The organism is Bacillus sp. SIMBA_031 (assembly GCF_046535225.1).
GTDB lineage: Bacteria > Bacillota > Bacilli > Bacillales > Bacillaceae > Bacillus > Bacillus velezensis.
Map to the genome: position 1 here is coordinate 1 of NZ_JAWRXC010000011.1, position 15,644 is coordinate 15,644.

The following is a 15,644-nucleotide window of genomic DNA, read 5'->3' on the forward strand; positions in this document are numbered from 1 at the left end:
ATTAGGCACGCCGCCAGCGTTCGTCCTGAGCCAGGATCAAACTCTCCGATAAAGTAGTTTGACTGACTACGCACATCACTGTGCGATTTATTTAAAACTTTGAATTAACAGGTACGTTTTGTCTTGTTTAGTTTTCAAAGATCATTTTGTCTTTCGTTCAAGCGACTTTATTATTATATCTTATCAATCTCTTGAAGTCAACAACTTTTTAAATTTCTTTTTTTCGTCAGCGCCTTGTTTAGCGGCAACGAATAATAATATACCACCTCACAAATAATAGTGCAATAGTTTTTTAAAAGAAAATCAAAAAAGTTTTACGAGCGGCTTGTTTCTAAAAAAGCGCCGTACTGCGATAAGCAGAAACGGCGCCTGCCCTTTTATTAGCGTTGTCTCATTTGAGGGAATAATAAAACGTCTCTGATAGACGGAGCATTTGTTAACAGCATGACAAGGCGGTCGATACCGATACCCAATCCCCCGGTCGGCGGCATGCCGTATTCAAGAGCTTCAACGAAGTCTTCATCCATCATATGCGCTTCATCGTTTCCTTCTTCTCTTTCTTTTAATTGCGCTTCAAAGCGTTCCCTCTGGTCAATAGGGTCATTCAGCTCCGTAAACGCATTAGCGTGCTCACGGCCGACGATAAACAGCTCAAAACGGTCTGTAAAGCGAGGGTCCTCCGGATTTTTCTTAGCAAGAGGAGAAATCTCTACAGGGTGGCCGTAAATAAATGTAGGCTGAATGAGTGTTTCTTCAATTTTTTGTTCGAAGAATTCATTGATGATATGACCCACCGTCATTGAGTTTGTGATCTCGATACCATGCTCTTTTGCATGACCGCGCGCTTCTTCAACAGTCATCTCATTCCAGAAATCTACGCCTGTCGCTTCTTTGACCGCATCTACCATGTGGAGTCGTTTCCATTCAGGTTTCAGATCAATCTGCTCTTCGCCGTACTGGATTGTGGTGCTTCCAAGCACTTCCTGCGCAATATGTGCAACGAGGTTTTCCGTAAGGCTCATAATATCTTTATAATCGGCGTACGCTTCATACAGCTCGATCATCGTGAATTCAGGGTTATGGCGTGTAGAAACACCTTCGTTACGGAACACACGGCCGATTTCGTAGACTTTTTCCAATCCGCCGACAATCAGGCGTTTCAGGTGCAGTTCAATCGCAATACGCATATAAAGAGGCATATCGAGCGCGTTATGGTGCGTGATGAACGGGCGTGCAGACGCTCCTCCCGGTATGCTGTGCATCGTAGGTGTTTCAACTTCTAAGTATCCATGGTCATCTAAGTATCTTCTCATCGCTTGGATGATTTTGCTGCGTGTGATAAACGTTTGTTTGCTGTCAGGGTTTACGATGAGATCGAGATAGCGCTGGCGGTAACGCTGTTCAACGTCTTTTAACCCATGATATTTATCAGGAAGAGGACGCAGTGCTTTTGTCAGCAGTTCAAAAGATGTCGCTTTGACAGAAAGCTCGCCTACGTTTGTTTTGAAAACTTTCCCCGTGATGCCGATAACGTCTCCGAGGTCTGAAGATTTAAAGATTTCATATTGTTCTTCGCCGACACTGTCTTTTCTTACGTAAATTTGAATTTGACCTTCTAAGTCCTGCAGATGCGCAAAGCCGGCTTTCCCTTTTCCGCGCTTTGTCATCATACGGCCTGCAATGGTCACTTCGATCGCTTTTTCTTCCAGTTCTTCTTTAGAAAGCTCCTGGTAGGCGTCAATGATCTGTTGAGATTGATGCGTTCTCTCGAAACGTTCGCCGAAAGGGTCAATGCCGTTTTCTCTCAGCTGGTTCATTTTATCTCGTCTGACTTGCAGCTGGTCGTTCAATTCCTCATGATTTTGCTCTTCTTGACTCATTGGTATCACTCCGTTACATTTTGTTTTCACGAAAAAGCAGAAAAACTGCCAGCGGTAAGCTGGCAGTGAGCAGCAATAGAGGGTGTATATTAACCTACTTTTGCATCTTGAAGCTCTTTTGCCTCTGCTTCGGCGGTAAATGCATCTAAAAGCTGCACAACTTCTTCACGCGTCTCACATTGGTTAATTTCGTTGCGTACATTCGCATTGCCTCTGACACCTTTCAGGTACCAGGCAGCGTGTTTTCTCATTTCTCTGACTGCCACATTTTCGCCTTTTAACTTAATCAGGCGGTCTAAGTGCAGTTTGCATACCGACATTTTTTCACGGACTTTCGGTTCGTCTTTCAACTCACCGGTTTCAAGGTAGTGCACCGTACGGTAAATCATCCACGGGTTGCCGAGTGCGGCCCGGCCGATCATGACGCCGTCAACTCCTGTTTCCTCAAGCATGCGTTTCGCGTCCTGAGGCGTTTTGACATCACCGTTTCCGATGACGGGAATGGAGACGGATTGCTTCACTTCTTTAATGATATCCCAGTTCGCAGTGCCTTCATACATTTGCACTCTTGTGCGGCCGTGCAGGGCAACGGCTTTTCCGCCGGCACGTTCAACGGCTTGGGCGTTTTTCACCGCATAGATGTGCTCTTCATCCCAACCCATTCTCATCTTCACTGTAACCGGCTTATCAACAGCATCTACTACTGCGGATACCATTTCATAAATCTTATCAGGATCGAGAAGCCATTTGGCGCCCGCATCACATTTTGTAATCTTGGGTACGGGACATCCCATGTTAATATCAATAATATCAGCAGTCGTGTTTTGATCTACAAACTTCGCCGCTTCCACAAGGGTTTCCTTTTTTCCTCCAAAAATCTGAAGGCTGAGCGGTTTTTCACGTTCATCAATGTAAAGCATCCCCATTGTTCTTGCGTTGTTGTAAAGAATCGCTTTGTCACTGACCATTTCAGCGCATACCAATCCAGCTCCGAATTCCTTTACAGTCAATCTGAACGCTGAGTTGCAGACACCGGCCATAGGGGCAAGCACAACCCGGTTTTTCAATTGAATATCACCGATTTTAAACATTTTTCCCCTCCTTTCATTTGTCTATTTTTCAGGCGGGGCCAATTCGTCCGCACTTATATTTAAAACATCTGCCGCATCTTGAATGATGGCATCTGATGGCAATCGGTTTCCGCGTTCAATTTCACCGACAATAGAAACTGATACACCTAATGCTTTTGCAAATCCTTCTTGAGTATAACCTTTCAGCTTTCTGAATGCACGAATTCGCCTACCCCAGATTTCTGCTTCCATACTCTTACACCTTCTTGGTTTGTTTCAGCGCTTATCGTGATATGATCCGCCTGCGGACATATTTCTTTTAACGGCGCAAGGACAAATAAGCGCTCATACATTCTCGGATGCGGAACAATCAGCCGCTCTGTTTCAATATTTTCACGATTATACAGCAAAATGTCAAGGTCTGCCGTCCGCGGTCCCCAGCGAATCTCTCTCGTTCTGCCTAATTCAGCTTCAATGCTCTGCGTTACGTCAAGAAGTTCAAAAGGAGATAACGACGTTTTCACTTCAACCGCCATATTGAGAAACTGATCTTGATCCTCATAGCCGACGGGATCTGTTTCATATATGGAGGACACCTTTGACACTGTCACGCCATGATGGCGGCTGAGCAAGGCCACTGCCTGGCGCAAATAATGTTCACGGTCGCCCATATTGGAACCGAGGCCGATATATGCCGTATTGTTCATGATTTCTTTCTCGTCATTTCTATGGCTACTGATTTATAATGGCCGGGAATCGGCGGGTCAGGCTTAACAACCTTTACCGTACATTGCTGCACCGGCTCAAATTTCTCAAGGACGGTGTCTGCGATCCGTTCCGCAAGGGTCTCGACCAAATTAACGGGCTCGCCCTCAACGATGCCGCGGCAGACACTGTACAATTCCGCATAGTTAATGGTATAAGAAAGGTCATCCGTTTTTCCCGCTTTGCTCAAATCCAGTTCGGCAGTCAGGTCTACTTTGAAGCGCTGGCCGAGTTTGTTTTCTTCTTCGAACACGCCGTGATATCCGTAAAACTCCATACCTTCCACATATACTTTATCCAAAATGTGCGCCTCCTTTGTTCAACATAGCATCCATCATCTTAGTCATTCTTGCGATCTCTTTGACATCGTGCACCCTCACAATGTCGCAGCCTTTCTGGACGCCAAGGCATACTGTCGCTCCCGTTCCCTCGGCACGTTCTTCAGGGGGAAGGTCAAGCACACGGCCGATGAACCTTTTTCTCGATGTCGCCAGGAGCAGCGGATAACCTAACCCGCTGAACACCTCCAGCTTGTTCATGACAGCCAGATTGTCCTCATAATTTTTCGCAAAGCCGATCCCCGGATCCAGAATCATATTTTCATCTGTGACGCCGGCTTCTGCGGCAATTTTTACGCTTTCCATCAAGTCAGCAAGCATATCAGGAATAAGATCGTTGTAGTTTCTTTCCATGCGATTATGCATTAAGATAATCGGAACCCCATGTGCGGCGGCTACTGACGCCATGTCAGGGTCACCTTTCGCCCCCCAGATGTCATTAAGGATAGAGGCTCCCGCTTTAACCGCTTCGTCTGCCACGGACGCTTTGTACGTATCGATTGAAAGCGGAATGTCCAGCTCGCTTGTAATCCGTTCTATAACGGGGATGACTCGTGACATTTCCTCATCAGCCGACACGAGTGATGCGCCGGGCCTTGTCGATTCGCCGCCGATATCTATGATATGCGCCCCTTCTTCAGCCATCTTCGCCGCATGCAGAAGCGCCCTTTCCGTACTGTCGTATTTACCGCCGTCAGAGAAGGAGTCTGGCGTTACATTTAATATCCCCATAACGAGCGTCTTCTCTTTATAGGACAGAGCGCCTTTTTTTGTATGAATCAGTTTAGGCTGTTCAATTGTTTGCTGCGCCATTTTGTTCCCCCTCCTGTACATTCATTTTATTTATTTCCTGCTGATACTGCTTACGGAGCAATTGCACCGTTTTTCCGCTCACTCCGGGCAGCGGCACTTCCTCTATTTTAGAAAACGGGATGATTTCAAGCACGGAGTTTGTCAACCATGCTTCATCCGCTTCAAGCATTGATTGAAAACGGAATCGGCCTTCGGTGACTTCTGTCCCCTGCCGTTTCAATTCATCAATGACAAACTGTCTTGTTACACCATCGAGAATTCCCGTATCCAAGGATGGCGTAAAGACCTTGTCTCCTTTTCGCCAAAACACGTTGGAGACAATGCCCTCCGCGACATCTCCTTCTCCGGTCAGGAAAATGCCTTCAAGATTGGGATCATTCCCGATCTCCCGTTTAGCATACATGTTGTTTAAATAGTGATGAGATTTTAACCGGAAATATCCTTCAGGCGTATTTCTCCTGATAGAGAGAAGCCTGCCTTCTTTTTGAACAGGCAGAGTTTCCGGATTGAGCCGGTTGACGAAACAAAGGACGGTCGGCTTTTCATAAGTCTGCGCGGCAAACCCTTTATCGCTGACGCCTGCCGAGATGTTAAGCCGGACACGCGCGCTGCCGTCCTTTATGTCATTGAGGAGCAACAGTCTCCGAAGCATATCAAGCAGCTCCTGTTTGTTCACCTCATATGCAATCTGCAGATCCCGAAGCGCCCTGTTGAGCCTGGCGACATGCGCATCCGACAGAAACGGCCGGCCGCTGTAAAGCCTGAACGTCTCGAACGCGCCGATCCCGTACAGATAACCATGGTCAAAAGGAGAAAGCGCCGCTTCTTTCTCCTCTATATATTGACCATTCAAATATATAATCACACCGTCACTTCCTTTTTGCGGTGTGTCTCTATAAAGTTTCTGAGCATCTCTTTGCCGAAGGAGGTCATGATGGATTCCGGATGGAACTGAACACCTTCAACAGGCAGCTCATTATGGCGGATTGCCATAATTTCTCCTTCTTTGGTTTGAGCGGATACCGTAAAGCAGTCCGGCAATGTGTCCGCTTTGACAATAAGCGAGTGGTACCGGGTGGCGACCAGTGGATTTTGCAGGCCTTTAAAAATCGTCTGTCCGTCATGTATAACTTCTGACGTTTTGCCGTGCATGAGCCGCTCTGCTCTGACGACGTCGCCGCCGAATACTTGCGCAATCGACTGATGCCCGAGACATACGCCGAAAACAGGAATACTGCCGGCAAAATGTTTGATGGCTTCGAGGCTGATCCCCGCTTCATCAGGACTGCACGGCCCGGGTGAAATCATTAAGAAGTCCGGACCCAGCTCTTCAATCTGCTCAATCGTAATCTCGTCATTCCGTCTGACGATCAGTTCCTCCCCGAGCTCACCCAAATATTGAACCAAGTTGTACGTAAATGAATCATAATTGTCAATCATTAAAATCATCTCTGCTCACCTCGTCTGATTTTTTGTCTCTTCTTCGCTCAGCTCTAACGCCTTTTTCATCGCAAAAGCTTTTTTGAACGATTCCTTGTATTCTTGCTTCGGAACCGAATCAATGACCACTCCTGCACCGGACTGCATAAAAGCATGTCCGCCGGCTGCATAGATCGTCCGGATCACAATGTTAAACTGCAAATCTCCGTTGAATCCGAACCAGCCTATAGATCCAGTATAAAGCCCCCGTCTTGTCGGCTCAAGCTCTTCTATAATTTCCATCGTTCTCACTTTGGGCGCTCCCGTGATGGTGCCCCCCGGGAACACCGCATGAATAATGTCTGTCGCGTCATATCCGTCCTGCAGCTCTCCCTGTACGTTTGACACGATATGCATGACGTGGGAATACTTTTCGATCGCCATAAATTCGTTAACCCGCACGGAGCCGTAGCGCGATACGCGCCCGAGATCATTGCGCTCAAGATCAACAAGCATGACGTGTTCCGCACGTTCTTTCTCGTTGTGAATTAATTCATCAGCCAAGGCCTTGTCTTCAGCATCGTCTTTTCCTCTTGAACGCGTACCCGCGATCGGTCTCGTTTCAAGCTTCTTCCCCTTCTTTGTCACCAATAGCTCCGGCGACCCGCATATCACTTGAAACCCCGGTGTCTCGAGATAGGCCATGTAAGGAGACGGATTGACGTTTCTCAAGTGTTTATACACCTCATACGGATGAACGGATAAGGACTGAGACTGCCTGATGGACAAATTAACCTGGAACACATCGCCGCTCGCGATATATTGTTTAATTTGTTCTACAGCCTGCGAAAATCCTTCCTCAGTGAACGGAGCGGCGTACGATCCGTCCCCATTCCGATTCAGCGGTGAAAAAGGCTCGTCCGCCGTTTGGAGGGAACACCACATGTCCTCTAAGCCGGACAGCTTTTCTTCCGCAAGATCCGCTTCTTCCGCTTTGGTATGGGTAATGAGCCATAACGCCTCTTCCTCATGGTCATAAACGGCCACATCATCAAAAACAAGAAAGTAAATATCAGGTGTTTCCAGATCATCTAACGACAGCATCTTAAAATTCTCAATATATCGTGCGTAGTCGTAACTGATAAAACCAATCGCACCGCCCTGAAAGTCCGGAAACCCAACGTTTGTTTCCGTTCCGAGCGTTCCAAACCATTCATGAAAGGCCCGCAGCGGGTCACCTTCTTTAAACAGTGTTTCCCCCTCATGCTTGATCGTTGTAATTCCGTCTTTCCCTCTGACGGACGCAATCGGATCTAGACCGGCTATACTGAATCTTCCCCCTCTCGCGCTTTCGAGCAGAACATGCCGTTTTCTCGATTTCGAAAGGTTTTCATATCGCTGTAAAAATGCTTGTTTCGTAAAAGGTATTTTTCTTCCTGCCGGTCTGCGTTGTGCCATCATATCAATCCTCTGCTTCGTTTTACTGTAGTTTTATTTTAAAGCAATCACACTGGTGAAAAAAGTGAATTTCACTTCCAACCATAAAATTCGAAACGTTTTTTGGATTTTCGATGCTTCAGGCACAAAAAAACTCCCGGATACAGCCGGGAGCCGTGTGTATGTCTCTATTCAAACTGATAAAGCGGTGTGCTTAAGTAACGTTCTCCGTTACTAGGGATGATCGCAAGCACTTTCTTGCCTTTCCCCAGTTTTTTCGCGATTTCCAGTGCAGCGTAAATGGCCGCTCCGGAAGAAATGCCGCCGAGAATCCCTTCTTCTTTTGCCGTTTTACGGGCATATTCAAATGCATCCTCGTTTTTGACGGGAATGATTTGATCATAGATATCCGTATTCAATGTTTCAGGGACAAATCCCGCTCCGATACCCTGAATTTTATGCGGGCCCGGTTTTCCGCCGGAAAGAACTGGAGAATCCGCCGGCTCTACCGCATAGATTTTGATGGATGGATATGCTTCTTTCAGCACTTCGCCCGCTCCCGTGATGGTTCCGCCGGTACCGATTCCGGCCACGAACGCATCAAGCTGGTCGTCACCAAACTGTTCTACGATTTCTTTCCCCGTCGTTTGGCGGTGAATTTCCGGGTTTGCCGCATTGTTGAATTGCTGAGGCACAAAGTATCCGTGTTCCTCGGCAAGTTCTTCCGCCTTTTTAATGGCGCCCTTCATTCCTTCTGCGCCGGGAGTCAGCACAAGTTCCGCTCCGTATGCACGCAGCAGATTGCGTCGCTCCATACTCATTGTATCAGGCATAACGAGAATGGCTCTGAGACCTTTAGCCGCTGCCACCATCGCAAGACCGATCCCTGTATTTCCGCTTGTCGGTTCAATGATTGTGTCGCCGGCTTTTAATTTTCCTTCTTTTTCAGCCGCTTCTATCATCGCCACTCCGATCCGGTCTTTTACGCTGCTGCCCGGATTCATGTATTCAAGCTTCAGATATACATCTGCGCTGTTTTCATCCGTCAGGCGATTCAATTTCACAATAGGAGTATTTCCGATTAGTTCAGTAATAGAATTTGCAATACGCACCATGTTGGACACCTCAATTTCCGAGTAAATTTATTGGTATTATAAATATAAGTTATCAATTTCAAAATTTTTTGTCAATCATTTAGTTCTTTTTTCCCCGTAGAACCAAGAGACCCCCGCCTCTTTCCACAGCGTTTTGACTGTCGCCTTGTCACCTAATTGATCCATCGCGATCTGGCGTCTGATTTGGCTCTTCACTTCATTGTATGAGAAAGTTCTCGCTTTAAGCTTTTCTTTCAGCTGAATGACGGCGTATCCTGAAGAAACTTTAATCGGTTCAGCGGACCATTCATCTTCTTTAAGATTTTTAGCTTCTGTGATATATGCCTGCGGGATATTTTCCTGGTTTTCTGTCACAAAGCCGAGGTCTCCGCCATACTGTGACGTGTATCTGTCCGTGGAACGCTCAGCGGCGACGGCTTCAAAGCTGGAACCGCCTTTCAAATCAGCAAGCACCCTGTCCGCCTCATCTTTGTTTTTGACGACGATGTGCCGGATTCTGTAGGAATCATCGAAATGGTACAATTCTTTGTTTTTATTATAAAATGATTGCATTTCCTTATCCGATATATCGATGTCCTTCGTCAGCAGTTCTTCAAGAAGAATGTTGTAGCGGATCTGGTCTCTCCATTCTTTTTCGGTAATATGGCTGTCTTCATAAAATGAATTATTCACCGCTTTGATTAAAAGAAACTCCCGCTCCAATTCGCTGTTTGAAACTGTGAGTTTATTCTTTTTCGCAAGCTCTTCCACTACTTGTGCATTAATCATGTCTTCCAGAGTTGATTTTCCGTACTCGTCTTCCATCTTTTTCATCCAGTCTTGCCGTGTGATATGTTTATCACCGATTGTCGCGATGGATTCTTCAGATGACCCTGCGGCTTGGGATTTTGTTAACTTATACGCCACTGTCACACTGCATACTAACAGCGCCGCTACAATAATCGTCAAAAGTGTTCTCGATTTCAAAATCTACCCCATCCCTTTTATAAAATAGAACAACCCGCTAAAGAGCTAGCGGGTTGTTTCGTCACGAAGCTCTTCCAGTTCTTCTTTTGTAAATAAATATTTCTCATTACAAAAATGGCAAACCGCTTCGGCTTTTCCGTCTTCTTCTATCATATCTTGTATTTCTTTTTTGCCTAGTCCTAAAATGGCCGTTTCGAATCGATCTTTTGAACAAGAACAGTGAAATTTGACCGGCATTGTTTCGAGAACGTCCGGTTTTTGACCCAGAACTTCTTCTAAGATTTCTTCCGGTGTCAGGCCTTTTTGAATCAATTTTGAAATCGGTTCGATTTGAGATAATTGCTTTTCAATTGTTGAAATGGTTTCTTCATCAGTCCCCGGAAGAAGCTGAATGATGAACCCGCCCGCAGCGAGAATGGTGTTATCAGGATTTACTAGAACACCTACGCCGACAGATGAAGGGACTTGTTCAGAAGAAACAAGGTAATACGTGAAGTCGTCACCGAGTTCACCCGAGACAATCTCTACTTGTCCCGTAAAATAATCACGCAAGCCCAAATCTTTTACGACACTGAGTGTTCCGTCAGTTCCGACCGCCCGTCTGACATCCAGTTTCCCTTGTTCATTGAGGTCAAAATGAACGTGCGGGTTTGATACGTATGCTCTTACCTCACCCTTTGCGTTCGCATCTGCGACAATGGCTCCGATCGGGCCGCCGCCTTCTATTTTGACTGTCAGCTTATCTTCACCCTTAAGCATCGCTCCGAGCATCAGAGAAGCTGTCATCGTCCGGCCGATTGCGGCTGATGCCGTCGGCCACGTGTCATGCCTTCTTTGCGCTTCATTAACCATATCTGTCGTTCTGGCTGCATAAGCCCGCACTTTACCGTCATATGCAATTGCTTTAATTAAATAATCCATCGTTTACCTCCTATACGTGACCCACGCGATTTCGCTCATAAATGATTTCCAGCCCTTTCAGAGTGAGAAACGGGTCAACAATATCAATACAGTCTGATTCGTTTGCGATTAATGACGCAAGCCCGCCTGTCGCAATGACTTTCGGTTCCTGTGTTGCCTGCCATTTCATCCGCTTCACTATACCTTCAACTTGTCCGACATAGCCGAAAAGGATGCCGGACTGCATGGCGCTTACCGTGTTTTTGCCGATGATATTGTCCGGACGGGCAATTTCAATTCTCGGAAGCTTCGCCGCACGTGAGTACAGCGCTTCCGTTGAAATCGTAATGCCGGGAGCAATCGCGCCGCCCATGTATTGTTTGTTTTCATCAATGTAGCAATACGTTGTCGCCGTTCCGAAATCAACAACAATTAAGGGGCCCCCATACTGCTGGATCGCCGCAACGGCATTGACGATCCTGTCAGCTCCCACTTCTTTCGGATTGTCATACTTTATATTTAAACCTGTTTTCATTCCCGGGCCGACAATTTGCGGCTCGATGTGAAAGTATTTTGTGCACATTCTTTCTAAAGAGAACATAATCGGCGGCACCACGGAGGAGATGATAATCCCTTCAATCTGTTCAAACATGAGTCCGGAATGTTCAAATAAGGAACGGAGCAGCATGCCGAATTCGTCTTCTGTTTTGTGCCTGCTCGTTTCTATGCGCCAATGATATTCTAATTCCCCATCATGATATACACCAATCACGGTGTTGGTGTTCCCCACATCTATAACCAGTAACAACCTCTATCACCACTTTTGAATAGTTTCTAATCATAACATTTTCAACATTCTACAATACCATACACGATCTGCGGCTCTTTTGTAAACAAAACGGAACCAGTAAAAAAACCGCCGGTATACGCCGGCGGTTTTCATATCAGAAAGCGAACTATTCTTTCGGCTCGTCTTTCTTTTCGTCTTCTGTTTTAGACAGGATGTTTACTTTCACATCGTCTTTTTGAAGATGGTCATCTGAGAAATTGCGCTCAGGGAGTTTTCCGTGATCCACGAGATGCTTGATTTGTTCCGCATCTAATGTTTCCACATCAAGCAATGTCTGAGCAATCAATTCAAGCTTATCGCGATTTTCAGTCAGGATGGTTTTCGCACGCTCATAACATTCTTTAATGATGCGCTGAATTTCCTGGTCGATTTCGTAAGCGATCTGATCACTGTAGTTTTGCTCGTTGTTGAAATCCCGGCCCAGGAATACTTGACCGCCTTGAGATTGACCGAACTGAAGCGGTCCGAGTTTTTCTGACATACCGAACTCTGTCACCATTCTTCTGGCAATGCTCGTTGCCCGCTGGAAGTCATTGTGAGCCCCCGTGCTGACTTCGCCGAAGATAATTTCCTCGGCAACCCGTCCGCCCAGAAGACCGACAATTTTATCGAGAAGTTCAGGTTTTGTCTGGAAGTAACGGTCTTCTCTCGGAAGCATGACCGCGTATCCGCCCGCCTGCCCCCTCGGAACGATCGTTACTTTATGAACCATATCGGCTTCATCCAGCACAAGTCCGATAACGGTGTGACCGCCCTCGTGGTACGCCACGATATTGCGTTCTTTTTTCGATATGACGCGGCTCTTCTTCGCAGGACCCGCAATGACACGGTCCGTCGCTTCATCAATGTCGCGCATATCAATTTTCTTCTTGTTTTGACGGGCAGCAACAAGTGCCGCTTCGTTAAGAAGGTTTTCTAAATCGGCGCCTGAGAAACCGGGTGTTCTTGAAGCGATCGCTTTTAAGTTCACCGTTTCATCAAGCGGTTTGTTTCTCGCATGGACCTGCAATACGGCTTCACGGCCGATGACATCCGGACGGTCTACCGTAATCTGACGGTCAAAACGTCCCGGACGAAGCAATGCAGGGTCGAGAATGTCCGCACGGTTTGTCGCAGCGATAATAATGATTCCTTCATTCGCACTGAAACCGTCCATCTCTACAAGCAGCTGGTTAAGCGTCTGTTCGCGTTCATCATGCCCGCCGCCAAGACCTGCGCCGCGCTGACGTCCCACCGCGTCGATCTCATCAATGAAGATCAGGCAAGGCGCATTCTTTTTCGCATTTTCGAATAAATCACGCACACGGGAAGCACCGACACCGACAAACATTTCAACGAAGTCAGATCCGCTGATGCTGAAGAAAGGAACGCCCGCTTCACCGGCTGAGGCTCTCGCAAGCAATGTCTTACCGGTTCCCGGAGGTCCGACCAGCAGCACGCCTTTAGGGATTCTGGCGCCAAGCTCGGCGAATTTGCGAGGATCTTTCAGAAACTCAACAACCTCAACAAGCTCCTGCTTCTCCTCATCCGCGCCGGCTACATCTTTAAACTTCACGCGTTTCTTTTCTTCCGTATACAGCTTCGCTTTGCTCTTCCCGAAGTTCATGACACGGCTGCCGCCGCCCTGAGCCTGATTGAGCAGGAAGAAAAACAGAATAAAGATGATGACAAACGGAATGATCGTCGTTAAGAACGTCACCCACCCGCTTGTTTCCTGTGCGGGATCAACTTTTACGTCCGTCTTTTTAATTGCATCAAATATCTGGTCTGCTCCTTTTCCTTCAGGAACATGTGTTAAAAAGTACTGGTCTTTGTCGTATTTTTTCAGCTGTCCTTTTACCTCATAAACACCTCTGACAGGCTGAACCGATACGCTATCAACTTTCCCCTCATCGAGGTTCTTGATAAACGTACTGTACGACATATTTTCTGTTTTCGGGTTTGAAGTCTGGAAGTAACTCACAACCCCGATTACTACTAATAAAATAAGTAAATAAAAAATGGTATTACGGAAGACCCGATTCATTCCTTACCTCCTCCCACAGTAAGCACAACTATGTTCAATAGTACCATAGAAAATCATTCCAATACAACCGATAACCATCTCGGAAGCAGGCAGCCGATCAGCTTTCATAAATCGCCGGTTTTAATACTCCGATGTAAGGCAGATTGCGATAGCGTTCGGCATAATCAAGTCCGTAACCCACAACAAACGCGTCAGGAACTTCAAAGCCTACGAAGTCTGCTTTAATGTCCGCTTTTCTTCCGCTTGGTTTATCCAACAGGGTAACAATCTTAATTGATTTCGCTTTACGATATCGGAAGAGTTCTACGAGATAGCTCAAGGTTAACCCACTGTCGATAATATCTTCAATGATTAAGATGTCCCGGCCTTCTACAGATGTATCCAAATCTTTGATGATTTTGACTTCTCCGGAAGAAACCGTGGAATTTCCGTAGCTTGATACATCCATGAAGTCCATTTCCAAATATGTATCAATATGCTTTATAAGATCAGCCATAAAAGGAAGCGCTCCCTTTAACACACCGATTGCCAACGGAAACGTGTCGCTGTACTCGCTTGTTAATTGTTCTCCAAGCTGTTTTACTTTCTGCTGGATCTCATCTTCTGAGATCAGCACTTTTTCGATATCCTGTTTCATGTTAATGCTTGCCCCCTACACTTTTCATGCTGTCTATATTGTAATACAATGCGGTCACTGTTTGAAATCACAAGATCGTCAAAGATGGATTTTTTCAAGCCAGGCAGCCAGATAATTTCACCGCTCGCATCCGTTACAATCGGCCATTCGTCCCGATCCCGCAGAGGCAGTTTATGATCAATAAATATATCTTTCACCTTTTTCGAGCCATTCATCCCTTTAAGTTTGATCCGGTCGCCGATTTTTCTCGTCCGGATTGTTAAAGGAAATTGCACCTTGTTTCTGCTTGTCATAAAAACAGCATTCCCATTTTTGATATGAGGATCAGCCTGATCGGCCACCTCTATCATAAAGCCGTTGGGGAGAACAGCAGTCTCGCCTTCCGCTCCTTGCAGCTGCAGCTCAAAGGGAACTTTTTCACATTGCCATTGTTCAAATGTAAACAAACATGTCTGATATGATTTGACCACCTTCAGCCCTTTCGGAAAATCAAGCACTCCCGAGGCGCTTCCATTTTCCGCCCATTCGAGAAACTGCTGTATGTGGCGGGCGGAAAACGACGATGGAACGTTTTCATAAAGATAGTTTAATATTAGTTGAACTCCTCTTCTTTGTAAAGGTATCGGAAGGGCAAGCAATTGAGAGGAATTGACTTCAACCGATGTGTCAGACTTGCTTGTAATAACCTTATTCATTCGTTCTTTCGTTAATGACTGCAGGTATTGTTCGTCTTCTGTCAGTGCTTCACTCACCTTTTGAAACATTTTATGAACGTCAGGTGATTCTTGTTTTAAAAAAGGAAGCACGGTCTTTCTGAATCTGTTTCTTGTATAATCGTCTTTTGCATTGCTCTCATCCGTTCTGTAGCTGAGCCCTTCTTGACGGCAGTATTCAAGGATTTCATCCTTTGCCGCATAGAGGAAAGGCCTGATCAGCCAGCCGGATGCAAATTCGCGGACGGGCTGCATTCCCGCAAGCCCTGCCCCGAGCGTACCTTTCGCAAGCCTCATGAGCATTGTCTCAACCTGGTCATCGCCATGATGAGCCAGCGCCAAAAACTTCGCTTGGTGTTTTGCCATCAGATCTTCGAAAAACTGATATCTGCAATCACGCGCGGCAGCCTGCTTGTTCAGCCTATTCTTCTTTGCGTATGCAGAAACATCAATCTGTACCGTTTCGCAGAGGATGTGTTCCGCTTCGCAATATGACTGCACAAACTTCATATCTTCTTCAGATTCAGGACCCCTGAACTGATGGTCGACATGCGCCGCTATGATAACGGAGGAATGCCCGAAGTGCTTATTCAGCATACTGAGAAGCGCCATTGAATCAGGGCCTCCGGAGACCCCGGCAATAATCGTTTCTCCCTCCGCCTGAAGATGATATGTTTTGAAAAAATCTTCCACGCTTTTCACAATGTCCCCCTCA

Annotated in this window: 16 protein-coding genes; all 16 read right to left on the bottom strand. The window is 46.4% G+C overall.

Annotation, left to right across the window (positions count from 1 at the left end; genetic code table 11):
- Window positions 1-380: 380 nt before the first annotated feature.
- On the bottom strand, window positions 381-1,880 hold the full coding sequence (gene lysS, locus SB724_RS18335) for a lysine--tRNA ligase (protein WP_014416740.1): 1,500 nt from the start codon (window positions 1,878-1,880) through the stop codon (window positions 381-383).
- Between the two features lie 89 nt (window positions 1,881-1,969).
- Complete coding sequence (dusB, locus tag SB724_RS18340) at window positions 1,970-2,971, bottom strand: tRNA dihydrouridine synthase DusB (protein WP_007409948.1); 1,002 nt, start codon at window positions 2,969-2,971, stop codon at window positions 1,970-1,972.
- 21 nt (window positions 2,972-2,992) lie between these two features.
- Window positions 2,993-3,202 carry a helix-turn-helix domain-containing protein gene (locus tag SB724_RS18345; RefSeq protein ID WP_032872207.1) on the bottom strand — a complete coding sequence of 70 codons (210 nt, stop codon included), beginning with the start codon at window positions 3,200-3,202 and terminating at the stop codon, window positions 2,993-2,995.
- Window positions 3,154-3,657 (bottom strand): 2-amino-4-hydroxy-6-hydroxymethyldihydropteridine diphosphokinase, encoded by a 504-nt coding sequence (gene folK / locus SB724_RS18350; RefSeq protein ID WP_410572230.1) that lies wholly within the window; start codon window positions 3,655-3,657, stop codon window positions 3,154-3,156. The genes SB724_RS18345 and folK overlap by 49 nt, the downstream gene beginning before the upstream one ends.
- On the bottom strand, window positions 3,654-4,016 hold the full coding sequence (gene folB, locus SB724_RS18355; RefSeq protein ID WP_003150671.1) for a dihydroneopterin aldolase: 363 nt from the start codon (window positions 4,014-4,016) through the stop codon (window positions 3,654-3,656). The genes folK and folB overlap by 4 nt, the downstream gene beginning before the upstream one ends.
- Window positions 4,009-4,866 carry a dihydropteroate synthase gene (gene folP, locus SB724_RS18360; RefSeq protein ID WP_410572232.1) on the bottom strand — a complete coding sequence of 286 codons (858 nt, stop codon included), beginning with the start codon at window positions 4,864-4,866 and terminating at the stop codon, window positions 4,009-4,011. Before folP ends, folB begins: the two co-directional genes overlap by 8 nt.
- Entirely contained in the window at window positions 4,847-5,731 is an 885-nt protein-coding gene (gene pabC, locus SB724_RS18365) for an aminodeoxychorismate lyase (RefSeq protein WP_410572234.1), read from the bottom strand. The genes folP and pabC overlap by 20 nt, the downstream gene beginning before the upstream one ends.
- On the bottom strand, window positions 5,728-6,315 hold the full coding sequence (gene pabA, locus SB724_RS18370) for an aminodeoxychorismate/anthranilate synthase component II (protein WP_410572236.1): 588 nt from the start codon (window positions 6,313-6,315) through the stop codon (window positions 5,728-5,730). Before pabA ends, pabC begins: the two co-directional genes overlap by 4 nt.
- A gap of 6 nt (window positions 6,316-6,321) precedes the next feature.
- A complete protein-coding gene (pabB, locus tag SB724_RS18375; protein ID WP_410572238.1) occupies window positions 6,322-7,743 on the bottom strand; it encodes an aminodeoxychorismate synthase, component I in 1,422 nt (473 codons plus the stop codon).
- Window positions 7,744-7,910: 167 nt separating this feature from the next.
- Window positions 7,911-8,837: a cysteine synthase A gene (cysK, locus tag SB724_RS18380; RefSeq protein ID WP_007615206.1), complete on the bottom strand. Its 927-nt coding sequence runs from the start codon at window positions 8,835-8,837 to the stop codon at window positions 7,911-7,913.
- Between the two features lie 75 nt (window positions 8,838-8,912).
- Entirely contained in the window at window positions 8,913-9,803 is an 891-nt protein-coding gene (locus SB724_RS18385) for a peptidyl-prolyl cis-trans isomerase (RefSeq protein WP_045206448.1), read from the bottom strand.
- Between the two features lie 45 nt (window positions 9,804-9,848).
- The gene (gene hslO / locus SB724_RS18390) at window positions 9,849-10,724 is read right to left on the bottom strand and encodes an Hsp33 family molecular chaperone HslO (protein ID WP_004264606.1); all 876 of its coding nucleotides are present in this window, start codon (window positions 10,722-10,724) and stop codon (window positions 9,849-9,851) included.
- Between the two features lie 10 nt (window positions 10,725-10,734).
- Entirely contained in the window at window positions 10,735-11,511 is a 777-nt protein-coding gene (locus SB724_RS18395; protein ID WP_130571797.1) for a type III pantothenate kinase, read from the bottom strand.
- Between the two features lie 148 nt (window positions 11,512-11,659).
- Entirely contained in the window at window positions 11,660-13,579 is a 1,920-nt protein-coding gene (gene ftsH / locus SB724_RS18400; protein ID WP_007615201.1) for an ATP-dependent zinc metalloprotease FtsH, read from the bottom strand.
- Between the two features lie 97 nt (window positions 13,580-13,676).
- On the bottom strand, window positions 13,677-14,216 hold the full coding sequence (gene hpt, locus SB724_RS18405) for a hypoxanthine phosphoribosyltransferase (protein ID WP_004264611.1): 540 nt from the start codon (window positions 14,214-14,216) through the stop codon (window positions 13,677-13,679).
- Window positions 14,213-15,631 (bottom strand): tRNA lysidine(34) synthetase TilS, encoded by a 1,419-nt coding sequence (gene tilS / locus SB724_RS18410; protein WP_265973571.1) that lies wholly within the window; start codon window positions 15,629-15,631, stop codon window positions 14,213-14,215. Before tilS ends, hpt begins: the two co-directional genes overlap by 4 nt.
- Window positions 15,632-15,644 lie beyond the last annotated feature (13 nt).